This is a genomic window from Streptomyces sp. DG2A-72 (genome assembly GCF_030499575.1).
Taxonomy (GTDB): domain Bacteria; phylum Actinomycetota; class Actinomycetes; order Streptomycetales; family Streptomycetaceae; genus Streptomyces.
This window is the reverse complement of sequence record NZ_JASTLC010000001.1, coordinates 8604483-8615193: the sequence shown is the minus strand read 5'-3', so window position 1 is coordinate 8615193 and position 10711 is coordinate 8604483. Positions and strand designations below refer to the sequence as shown.

Sequence of the window (10711 nt, the reverse complement as noted above, 5' to 3'; positions counted from 1 at the left end):
CCTCAGGGGATGACGCGCGAGACGACGTAGATGAACGGGTTGTTCGGATCGCCCAGGCTCACCATGACCTGCTGCGTGGGCCGCGGGTCCCGCTGCTCGTGGACCAGGCCGTACCAGGGGCCGGGGCTCGAGAAGTTCCAGCCGGTGACCTTCTGGTCGCGCTTCCCGATGGTGATCTTGTCCCGCTTCAGCTCGGCCCGGCTGGTGCCCAGGTCCTTGAGGAAGACGTCCAGGTTCGCGTTGGGGGTCTGGAACTGGACGTAGAGCCGGCTGGTCTTCCAGTTGTTCGTCTCGTAGTAGGCGACCTTGCCCGACGGGTGGGGCATCGGCACCTGGTAGAGGCGGCGCTGGACCTTCGACGGCCAGGCGGAGGTGAGGCCCCGCGCCGCGTACTTCTCCTCCTTGTCGCGGCCACTGTCCCGGCTCTGCGCGGCGGAGATCACCAAATAGCCGGCCGGTACGCCGATGAGCAGCACGATGATGAGCAGGGTGAGCGCCCGGCGGCGGATCACCCGGCCGCGGGCCTCGCTCTGCCCGGGCTGCTCGTCCGCGGGCGGGGCCTGATGGGGCAGCTGGGCCGTCACAGCGCCTCCCGGGCTTCGCGGCGGGCCTCCGCGTACCGCTCGTAGCGCTCGTAGCGCTCGACCCGGCGGCGTTTGGCGCGGCGGAAGCGGCGGGCGACCAGGCGGGCGAGGTCGGCGGCGCCGACCATGCCCGCCTCGGGGCCGAGCTGGGCGCGGGTGATCCGGGCTTCCGGCCGGTAGCCGCGGCCGGTGAGCTGCCGCTTGAACGCGTCCCGCGCGGGGCCGATCAGCAGGTCGTCGGCCGCGGACACGCCGCCGCCGATCACGAAGCAGGAGGGGTCGAGTGCCGCCGCGAGGTTGGCGATGCCGACGCCGAGCCACTGGCCGATGTCCTGAAGCAGTTCGATGCACATGGCGTCGCCCTCGCGGGCCAGCTCGGTGATCATCGGGCCGCTGATCTCGCCGATGTTGCCCTTGACGTGCTCGATGATCCCGTACGCCACCGGGGAGTCGGCCGCCGCGAGCTCACGTGCCTCTCTGACCAGGGCGTTTCCGGAGCTGTACTGCTCCCAGCAGCCGCGGTTGCCGCAGGGGCAGCGGTGGCCCCCGGGCACGACCTGCATATGGCCGAACTCGCCGGCGACGCCGTATTTGCCGCGCTTGACCTGCCCGTCCTCCAGGATCGCGCCGCCGATGCCGGTGCCGAGCGTGATCATGACGAGGTGGTCCTCGCCGCGGCCTGCGCCGAAGCGCCACTCCGCCCAGGCGGCGGTGTTGGCGTCGTTGTCCACCAGGACCGGGACCGCGAGGCGGCCGGCGATGCGGTCGCGCAGCGGTTCGTTGCGCCAGGACAGGTGAGGCGCGAACAGTACGCGGTTGCGGTCGGCGTCGACCCAGCCGGCCGCGCCGATGCCGACGGCGTGCACGTCGTGCCGGTCGGACAGGTCCAGGACCAGTTCGACGATGGTGTCCTCGACGACCTTCGGGCTCTTGGACTTGTCCGGGGTCTCCGTGCGGAGCTTCTCCAGGATGTTGCCGTCGGCGTCCACGACGCCCGCCATCACCTTGGTGCCGCCGATGTCGATGCCGACGGTTGGCACGCGGGGGGCGGTGAGGTGGGAGCGGCGTTCCCTTGTACCGACTGTGCGGAGCGTGGGCGCGCGGCGGGAACCGATGGGGGCGCCTGGCACACCGACGTTGCTCAGTGCTCTGGGGAACGGTAGATCGCGGTAGTTGCTCATCACCGCCGATTCTGCCTCACGGTGACCGCAGGTGCTGTACGGGCCTGCAAAGGGGACTACCCGGACTACCGGCGCGATGCCGGGTGCGGGTGCGTGGGGGCTTGTCGCGCCCACGCGGCGGAGCCGCATATCGAAACAGCCCCCCGCTCCTATAGGGCGCGTGAGGCAGTCTCTTTGTCCTGACATTGAGACGAATAGAGGGCCCATGGACGGATTCCGACTACCGTTCCTACGGTCGTACGAGGAGCTGGAACTCGAAGGAGTAGCGCGTCGGCCGGTAGGTGTGGGTACCGAACTCGACCGCGCGCCCGGTGTCGTCGAAGGTGGTGCGCTGCATGGTGAGCAGCGGGGCGCCCTCGGGCTCGCCGAGCCGTTCGGCCTCGGCGGCGCCGGCGGCGCGGGCGCCGATCGACTGACGGGCACTGTGCAGGGTGATCCCGGCGGCGCGCATCAGCCGGTACAGGCCGGTGGCCTCCAGTTGCGCGGTGTCCAGGTCGAGCAGCCCGGGCGGCAGGAAGTTGCACAGGTACGCCATCGGCTCGCCGTGCGCCAGCCGCAGCCGTTCCACGCGGTGGACCTCGCTGTCCTCACCGACGCCGAGGGCGGCCGCGACCTCGGCGGACGCGGGGACGACCGTGTTGACGAGGACCCGGGTCGCGGGGCGCTGGCCGGCCGCCTCCAAGTCGTCGTAGAGGCTGCTGAGTTCCAGCGGGCGTTTGACCTGGCTGTGCACGACCTGGGTGCCGACGCCCCGGCGGCGGACCAGCAGGCCCTTGTCGACCAGGGACTGGATGGCCTGGCGGACGGTGGGCCGGGACAGTCCGAGACGTGCGGCGAGTTCGATCTCGTTGCCCAGCAGGCTGCCGGGGGTGAGCGTTCCGTGCTCGATCGCCGCTTCGAGCTGCTGGGACAGCTGAAAGTACAACGGCACCGGACTGCTTCGGTCCACACTGAGGTCGAGCTGCACGGTCGGGTCCACTTCTGGTTTCGGCACGGGCCGAGCGTAGCTCCGTGGGCGGTTGACGGGAAGTTGTGTAGTTCGATTGTCCGGACATATGCATTGACAGGGTGCGGGCCTGGGCCGCAGTTTTGTTTTCATGCGCATCGGGGTCATCGGTACGGGGCGGATCGGCACCATCCACGCGAACACGCTCAGTCGCCATCGGGAAGTCGGGTCCCTCATCCTCACGGACGCGAACCGGGAGAGAGCACAGGAACTGGCACAGCAACTGGGGGAGACGGCCGCACCAGGGGTGGACGAGATCTTCCGGTGGGGCGTGGACGCCGTGGTGATCACGACGGCGACATCGGCCCACGCCGAACTGATCGGCCGGGCGGCACGCTCGGGGCTGCCCGTGTTCTGCGAGAAGCCGATCGCCCTCGACCTGCCGGGCACCCTGCAGGCGATCAGCGAGGTCGAGACCGCGGGGACAGTTCTCCAGATGGGGTTCCAGCGCCGCTTCGACGCCGGCTACGCGGGGGCCCGGGAGGCGGTGCGCTCCGGACGGCTGGGGCGGCTGCACACCGTGCGGGCGCTGACCTCGGACCAGGCGCCGCCGCCGGCCGCGTATCTGCCGCTGTCCGGCGGGCTGTACCGGGACTCCCTGATCCACGACTTCGACGTGCTGCGCTGGGTGACGGGGCACGAGGTGGTCGACGTCTACGCGGCCGGGTCCGACGCCGGTCCCGCGATGTTCCGGCAGGCCGGTGACATCGACACGGCCGCGGCCGTCCTCACCCTCGACGACGGCACGCTCGCCACAGCCACGGCGACGCGGCTGAACGGGGCGGGGTACGACGTCCGCATGGAACTCGCCGGGGAGCTGGACCAAATCGCGGTCGGACTGGACGACCGTACGCCCATCGCGTCCACCGAACCGACCGGGCCACCGGCCGCCGACAAGCCGTGGACCGGCTTCCTGGAACGCTTCGGGCCCGCCTACGAGGCCGAACTGGCCGCGTTCATCGAGGTGGTGCGGGGCGAGCGCGCCAACCCGTGCGACGGCCGCGAGGCCCTGCAGTCGCTGCGGATCGCCGAGGCCTGCGACGTGTCCCGGCGCGAGCGAAGACCGGTACGGCTCGCGGAGATCCCGGGGGGCTCCGCGTCCGCGACGGTGTAATCGGACGCCGACGGGGCGGACGACAGCGAGGGGACGGACGACAGCGGGATGGCGGCAGGGCCGCGCCGCCTCAGCGGTCCGCAGCATCTACGGCCTTCAGGGCAGCGTCGTCCACAGCTTGCGGGGCGCGGTCAGCCACGGCTTGCAGGGCGCAGTCAGCCACGGCTTGCGGGGCGCAGTCAGCCGCAGCTCTCAGCGCGCCGTCGGCCACGGCGCCCAAGGCCCCGTCGGCTGAGGCTCCCCGCGCTCTGCCGCTCACCAGCGCACCGGCAGGCTGCGCATCCCGCGCATCAGCATGCCCGGGAGCCACTCGCCGGGCGGGCCGTCGAAGGCGAGGCCGGGGGCGCGGTCGAGCAGCGACCGTATCGCCGTACGCGCTTCGAGGCGGGCCAGCGGGGCGCCCAGGCAGAAGTGGATGCCATGGCCGAAGGCGACATGGCCGCGGGCGTCACGGCGGATGTCGAAGGTGTCGGGAGCGGGGTAGCGGCTCGCGTCGCGGTTGGCAGCGGTGAGGCCGATCATCACCGGTTCGCCCTTGTCGATCCGGACGCCGCCCAGCTCCAGGGGCTCCGCGGCATACCGGAACGTCGCCGTCTCCACCGGGCCCTCATGGCGCAGCATCTCCTCGATGGCGCCGTCGAGGAGGCTCATGTCGGCGCGCAGCGCGGCGAGTTGGTCGGGGTGGGTGAGCAGGGAGTGGACGCCGCTGGTGATGAGGTTGACCGTGGTCTCGTGGCCCGCGATGAGCAGGATGAAGGCCATGCCCCGCAGTTCGTCCGGGGAGAGCCGGTCGCCGTCCTCGGCGGTGGTGCGGATCAGGTCGCTCAGCAGGTCGCCGCTCGGCCCGGCGCAGCGCTTGTCCTCGATCAGGTCGGTGAAGTACCCGCCGAGGCGGACGTAGGCGTCGTGCTCGCTGCCCGGGCTGCTCGGTGCGACCGCCTCCGTGGACATCTTGCGGAACTCCGCGCGGTCCATCTCGGGCACGCCGAGCAGTTCGCAGATGACGGTGATCGGCAGCGGATAGGACAGGGACTCCACCAGGTCGGCGCGGCCCTGCGGCAGCATCGCGTCGAGCAGCTCGTCCGTGATCTGCTGGATCCTCGGGCGCAGTGCCTCCACGCGGCGCATGGTGAAGGCGCGGGAGATCAGGCCGCGCAGCCGGGTGTGCTGGGGCGGGTCGGTGACCAGCAGGTTCTTCCCGATCAGCTCCTCGTCGAGGGACTTCAGGCCGATCTTGGCGCCGTCCTTGGACAGCCGTGGCTCGGCGAGTGCCGTACGCGCCTCCTCATGCCCGACGACGAGCCACACCTCGGAGTGCCACTCGGGCAGCCGGACCCGGTGGACGGGGCCTTCGGCACGCAGGCGCGCGTACGCCGGATGCGGGTTCACGCGGAACCCCTCGCCGAACTCCCCCATGTCGATGACGTCCGTCATGGCCCTCCCCCCTCGCACAACATCCCCCGCACAACAGCCCCCGCGCAACAGCCTCGACACACAGACAACGCCCGACGCCCGCGATCAGTGCCCGTCCTCCTCGGATTCCTCCAGAAGTCCCGCGTCGTACGCCAACAGGGCGATCTGCACACGGTTGTTGAGGTCGAGCTTGGCCAGGATGCGGGAGACATGGGTCTTGACGGTGGCCACGCTCATGAAGAGGGTGGCGGCGATCTCGGCGTTGGACAGACCCCGGCCGACCGCGACGGCGACCTCGCGTTCACGGTCGTTGAGGGCCTCGATGCGGGCACGCGCGCGTGCCCGCCGGGTGTCGGCCGCGGCACCGGCCGCGTGCTCCATCAGCCGGCGGGTGACGGAGGGCGACAGGACGGGGTCGCCGGCCGCGACCCGGCGCACCGCGTCGACGATCTCGGCGGGCGGGGTGTCCTTCAGGACGAATCCGGCGGCACCGGCGCGCAGCGCCCGCAGTACCTGCTCGTCAGCGTGGAAGGTGGTCAGGACCACGACCTGCGGGGCGTCCTTGCGGTCGCGCAGCAGCTCGGTGGCCGTCAGCCCGTCCATCGACGGCATCCGGATGTCCATCAGGACGACATCCGGGCTGGTGCGGTCGACGAGCGCCTCGACCTCACGGCCGTCGGCCGCCTCCCCGACGATCTCGATGTCGCCGGCGCCGCCCATCATGAAGGACAGCCCGGCCCGTACGAGGGGATCGTCGTCGACGAGGAGCACTCTGATCGCAGTCATGGGCCCTACGTAATCACGGTCGCGTCGGCTGAGTTGGCCAGAGCCTGTCACCCCCACGGCAGCCAGCCCCGCACCCCGAATCCCCCGTCCCCCTCCGGCCCGTGCGCGAGCCGTCCCCCGGCCAGCGTTGCCCGCTCCGTCAGTCCGATCAGGCCCTGCCCGGAGCCGGGCACGGGTGGAACCTCGCCGTCGGGTGCCGGGTTCCGTACGCCTACGGTCAGGCCCTCCCCCGGTCCGCCCGCGACGGACACGGTGACCTCGGTGCCGGGGGCGTGCTTGCGGGCGTTGGTCAGGCCCTCCTGGGCGATGCGGTACGCGGTGCGGCCGACGGAGGCCGGGACGGCGGCGGGGTCGGTGACGCGGTTGTCGAGGGTGACCTTCATGCCGGCCTCGCGTGACTCGGCGACCAGGGCGTCCAGCGCGGCGAGCGTCGGCTGCGGACGGCCGGCCTCGTCGGGGTCGCCGGCCCGCAGCACGCCGATGATCTCCCGCAGGTCCTGCAGCGCCTCGTGCGCGCTCTCCCGGATGACGCCCGCCGCCCGCGCGACCTCCGCCTGCGGTGCGTCGGGCCGGAACTCCAGCGCACCGGCGTGCACGCTCAGCAGCGTCAGCCGGTGCGCGAGCACGTCGTGCATCTCCCGGGCGATGGCCTCGCGGGCCAGCCGCTGCGCCTGCTCGGCGCGCAGCTGCGCCTCCGTCTCGGCGCGCCGGGCGCGGTCGCGCAGGCTCACCATGAGCTGCCGCTTGGACCGTACGAGCAGGCCGCAGGCGATGGCCGAGACGCTGAGCAGCACGGTGAGCGCGACCGCCGCCAGGTACGGCAGGCCGGGCTCCGGGCGCCACCAGAAGTAGAGCGGGACCCCCACGAGGGAGATGCCGCCGAGCCAGGCCACGTACTTGAAGGGCCGGTGCACGGCGAGCGAGAAGAAGACGATCAGGCCGGCGCCACCCGCGGTGCTCGAAACGAAGCCGAGGGGAATCATGACGACGGCGAGCCCGACCGGCCAGCGGCGGCGCAGCCAGACCAGGGCACAGGCGAGGGCGCCGAGCAACTGGTCGACGGCGGCGAGTGATCGCGAGGTGTTCGGGTCTCCGTTCACGGTGTCAGCTGCTGCCAGGCCGATCAGGACGGCCAGCAGGAAGCAGGAGAAGTCGACGACCCAGTCCCGTGCGGTGCGCCGCGGTCGCCGCCCGGACTCGCCGGCATCGGGGTCGAGCTCATGGACCACGGCGGACGGGAACAGCCACCGGCGCCCCTGGAACGCCGACACAGCTTGCTCCGCCTTGTCACCAGTCACGGTCGACAAATCTACGCAGTGCGGGCCCGCTCCACCTCCCCCGTACGCATGATCGACGACCAAAGTCGCACCGCCGCAGACTTTCGACGCGGGGCCGCGGACGGAACAAGGACTTCCGTCGAACTGGCCTCGCCCCGCGGCCGATGACTGTGGGGGGTCCGCGGGGCGAGTGTTCTCACCATGAAGGAATTGCTGGAGCTACTCGGTTTCATCGCCCTGGCGCAGGGCGCGATGGGTCTCGTGCACGAGTTCACCGACTGGAAGATCGGCCTCGTGCAGAGGATCGACCTTCTCGACGGCTACGGGATCTACGCGAGCGTCGCGTTCTTGGTGCTGGGGTTCGCGTTGTTCGCCGCCGCCGAGAGCCGGAAGTCCGGCTGAGCGCGGACCGGGCTTCCGGCCGGTCGCACCGTTCCTCGGTGGTCGACCTGGTCGCCGGGCTCAGCAGCCGTAGTCGACCAGGTCGAACGACTCGTAGTGGTCCGCGGTGTAGTAGTCCTCCTGGTTCTCCTCACCGGTGACGATCCGGCGAGCTCCGCGCGTAGACGAACCCGGCGTGATGACCGTGTACTCGTGGTAGTACCCGGTCGACTGGGAGGGAAGGATGCCTTCGCGGTTCTGGAAGACCGTCCCGTCCTGTTCGTACGGGAACGGGCCGCCCTGCTCGATCAGGTCGAGCGTGTCGTGCGCCTGGGAGGGCAGGTCGCTGTAGCAGATGCTGCCGACGGCGGCGGCCGCCGGGGTGGCGGTGACGGTGCCGCCGATGAGAAGGGCGGACAGGACGGCGGCTGCGGCGCCGATGCGGGTGATTCGTGGGGGGAATCTCATGCTCCACATGATGACGCGCGTAGACAGTGGCATGTCAATGTCAACTCCAGAGAATTTCCCCTCAAGTCCGATGAGTTTTCGGGAAGTTAACCTGCCGCCCGGCGTCTTCACGCAGGCCGGGCGGCAGATGGTCAGGCATTCTCGGGCAGCTCGTACGTGCCGTACTCCGGGCGGCCCGCGAGGTCGTACGACTGGATGGAGACGCCCGTCGAGGTGATCCGTCCACCGCTGTGCCGGAAGGCGGTCGGCACCGCACCCTCCGGGAAGAGCCGGAAGCCGGCGCCCAGCACGACCGGGAAGGTCAGCAGGTGGACGGTGTCGACGAGGTCGAGGGCGAACAGGGACTGCAGAAGCGCGCCGCTGCCGTGAACCTGGATCTCGCCGTCGGTGTGCTCCTTGAGGGCGGTGACCTCCTTGGCCAGGTCGCCGCTGAGCACGGTGGTGCCGGACCACTCGGGGTCGGTGAGGGTGGACGAGGCGACGTACTTCGGCAGGGCGTTCAGCTTGGAGGCGACGGGGTCGGCCGGGTCGGTCACCTTCGGCCAGTACCCGGCGAAGATGTCGTAGGTGCGGCGGCCGAGGAGGAACGCGTCGACGCTGCCGAAGACCTCGGTGACGAACGCGCCGAAGTCCTCGTCGGCGTAGGGCACGGTCCAGCCGCCCTGCTCGAAGCCGCCCCGGGTGTCCTCCTGCGGGCCGCCCGGTGCCTGGTAGACGCCGTCGAGGCTGACGAAGATCTGGGAGACGAGCTTGCCCATGGCGGATGCCTTCTCTCTGTGGTGGGGTCTGCTGTCATCAGCTCAGACCCCACCGGCACCCGCAACTCATCGGTTCAGCCCGCGTGGGTCGAGAAGAGCCCGCCCGTGGGTCCTTGCTTGTCGCCGCCCTGGGCCTTCTTCAGGGCGTTGGCCAAGCTCTCGATGGTGAGGGACTGGAGAATGACACGGCCGTTGCCCTCCAGGGTGGCCAGGGACAGTCCCTCCCCGCCGAAGACGGCGTTCATCACGCCCTGGCGGTTGAGTCCGCCGACGCGCTGGACGCCGTACTGGATGCCCTCCTCGAAGGCGACGACGCAGCCGGTGTCGACCTCGATACGGCCGCCGAAGTCGGCCGGGTTCAGGTCGATGAAGTTGCCGGCGCCGGCGATGATCACCGTGCCGTGGCCGGTGAACTTCTCCAGGACGAAGCCCTCGCCGCCCTTCATGCCGGTCCTGCCGCCCTGGAAGGCGATCCCGAAGTCGACGGTGGACTCGGCGGCGACGAATGCGTCCTTCTCGGCGAACCACGCGCGCGTGCCGTCGAGTTCGAGGGCGCGCATCTCGCCCGGGAGCACGCCCGCGAAACCGACGGTGCCCTCGCCGCCCGATGAGGTGAAGTACTGGAACGCGATCGACTCACCCGCGAGGACGCGCTGGCCGACCTGCATGGCGGTGCCCATGGCCTGGCGCAGCATGCCGCCCATGCCGCCGCCCGAGCCGCCCTGGGGCTGCTGACCGTTCGAGGGGCCCGTCAGACGGGTCTCCATGGTCACGTTCACCGTCTTGAACAGGAACTTTCCGGCCTCGCAGTACACAGTTTGGCCGGGCTGCAGGCTGACGACCGCCATCTGCATGGCGTTGCCGACGATCTCTTGCTGAAGTGTCACGCCGGGAGAACGCCGGAAGTGGAGTCAAGAGTTCCGGCGATGCGTCCGACCGGGCGACCTCGACGTCCGTTCGCCGCCAGCACCGCGGAGCCCCCGCCGCTGGGATGGGTGCATGACTTCATACGGAACTCTCAACGGCAAGGTGGCCCTGGTGACCGGCGGCAGCCGCGGCATCGGCGCGGCCACGGCACTGCGGCTGGCCCGGGAGGGCGCGGACGTGGCCGTCACCTACGTGAACGGCAAGGATGCGGCCGAGGACGTCGTACGGGCCGTCGAGGCGCTCGGGCGACGGGCGGTGGCCCTGCGCGCGGACTCCGCGGACGCGCGGGAGGCGGCCGGGGCGGTGACGCGTACGGCGGAGGCGCTGGGCGGGCTGGATGTGCTGGTGAACAACGTGGGCGTCGGCCTGCTCGGGCCGCTGGAGAGCCTGTCGGTCAGCGATGTCGACCGGCTGCTCGCCGTGAACGTGCGCGGGGTGTTCCTGGCCTCCCAGGCAGCCGCCGCGCGGATGTCGGCGGGCGGCCGGATCATCACGATCGGTACCTGCATGACCCAGCGGGTGCCGGGGCCGGGCGGCACGCTCTACGCGACCAGCAAGTCGGCCCTGATCGGCATGACGAAGGCCCTGGCCCGCGAGCTGGGTGCGCGCGGGATCACGGCGAACATCGTCCACCCCGGGCCCATCGACACGGACATGAACCCGGTGGACGGGCCGTACGCGCCCGGCCAGGCGGAGATGACGGCGCTGGGGCGTTTCGGCACGTCCGAGGAGGTGGCGTCGATGGTCGCGTACCTGGCGGGGGCCGACTATGTCACGGGCGCCGAGTTCGCGGTGGACGGCGGACACGCCGCGTGA

The 10711-nt window shown here is 70.9% G+C and carries 12 protein-coding genes; 3 read left to right on the top strand and 9 right to left on the bottom strand.

Features of this window, described 5'->3' with window-relative positions:
- Positions 1 to 2: 2 nt before the first annotated feature.
- The 3 genes from QQY66_RS41015 to QQY66_RS41005 form a co-directional block, all read right to left on the bottom strand.
- A complete protein-coding gene (locus QQY66_RS41015) occupies positions 3 to 584 on the bottom strand; it encodes a sugar kinase (RefSeq protein ID WP_301985479.1) in 582 nt (193 codons plus the stop codon).
- Complete coding sequence (locus QQY66_RS41010) at positions 581 to 1765, bottom strand: ROK family glucokinase (RefSeq protein WP_301985478.1); 1185 nt, start codon at positions 1763 to 1765, stop codon at positions 581 to 583. Before QQY66_RS41010 ends, QQY66_RS41015 begins: the two co-directional genes overlap by 4 nt.
- 229 nt (positions 1766 to 1994) lie before the next feature.
- The gene (locus QQY66_RS41005) at positions 1995 to 2732 is read right to left on the bottom strand and encodes a GntR family transcriptional regulator (RefSeq protein ID WP_301987660.1); all 738 of its coding nucleotides are present in this window, start codon (positions 2730 to 2732) and stop codon (positions 1995 to 1997) included.
- Positions 2733 to 2862: 130 nt separating this feature from the next.
- On the opposite strand from QQY66_RS41005, the gene QQY66_RS41000 reads away from it, so the two are divergent.
- Positions 2863 to 3885 (top strand): Gfo/Idh/MocA family oxidoreductase, encoded by a 1023-nt coding sequence (locus tag QQY66_RS41000; RefSeq protein WP_301985477.1) that lies wholly within the window; start codon positions 2863 to 2865, stop codon positions 3883 to 3885.
- 255 nt (positions 3886 to 4140) lie between these two features.
- On the opposite strand, the gene QQY66_RS40995 is transcribed toward QQY66_RS41000, so the two are convergent.
- The 3 genes from QQY66_RS40995 to QQY66_RS40985 all read right to left on the bottom strand — a co-directional run bounded on the left by QQY66_RS40995 (position 4141) and on the right by QQY66_RS40985 (position 7382).
- Positions 4141 to 5319 (bottom strand): cytochrome P450, encoded by a 1179-nt coding sequence (locus tag QQY66_RS40995; protein ID WP_301985476.1) that lies wholly within the window; start codon positions 5317 to 5319, stop codon positions 4141 to 4143.
- 84 nt (positions 5320 to 5403) lie between these two features.
- On the bottom strand, positions 5404 to 6084 hold the full coding sequence (locus QQY66_RS40990) for a response regulator transcription factor (protein ID WP_301985475.1): 681 nt from the start codon (positions 6082 to 6084) through the stop codon (positions 5404 to 5406).
- Between the two features lie 47 nt (positions 6085 to 6131).
- A complete protein-coding gene (locus QQY66_RS40985; RefSeq protein ID WP_301985474.1) occupies positions 6132 to 7382 on the bottom strand; it encodes a histidine kinase in 1251 nt (416 codons plus the stop codon).
- A 180-nt stretch (positions 7383 to 7562) separates the two neighbouring features.
- On the opposite strand from QQY66_RS40985, the gene QQY66_RS40980 reads away from it, so the two are divergent.
- Entirely contained in the window at positions 7563 to 7763 is a 201-nt protein-coding gene (locus tag QQY66_RS40980) for a hypothetical protein (RefSeq protein ID WP_301985473.1), read from the top strand.
- Between the two features lie 60 nt (positions 7764 to 7823).
- On the opposite strand, the gene QQY66_RS40975 is transcribed toward QQY66_RS40980, so the two are convergent.
- The 3 genes from QQY66_RS40975 to QQY66_RS40965 all read right to left on the bottom strand — a co-directional run bounded on the left by QQY66_RS40975 (position 7824) and on the right by QQY66_RS40965 (position 9855).
- On the bottom strand, positions 7824 to 8210 hold the full coding sequence (locus QQY66_RS40975) for a ribonuclease domain-containing protein (RefSeq protein WP_301985472.1): 387 nt from the start codon (positions 8208 to 8210) through the stop codon (positions 7824 to 7826).
- 131 nt (positions 8211 to 8341) lie between these two features.
- Positions 8342 to 8968: a dihydrofolate reductase family protein gene (locus QQY66_RS40970; RefSeq protein ID WP_301985470.1), complete on the bottom strand. Its 627-nt coding sequence runs from the start codon at positions 8966 to 8968 to the stop codon at positions 8342 to 8344.
- 74 nt (positions 8969 to 9042) lie between these two features.
- Complete coding sequence (locus QQY66_RS40965; RefSeq protein WP_301985469.1) at positions 9043 to 9855, bottom strand: AIM24 family protein; 813 nt, start codon at positions 9853 to 9855, stop codon at positions 9043 to 9045.
- Positions 9856 to 9967: 112 nt separating this feature from the next.
- Between QQY66_RS40965 and QQY66_RS40960 the strand changes: the two genes are divergently transcribed.
- Positions 9968 to 10711, top strand: coding sequence for an SDR family oxidoreductase (locus tag QQY66_RS40960; RefSeq protein WP_301985468.1), 744 nt, complete (start codon positions 9968 to 9970; stop codon positions 10709 to 10711).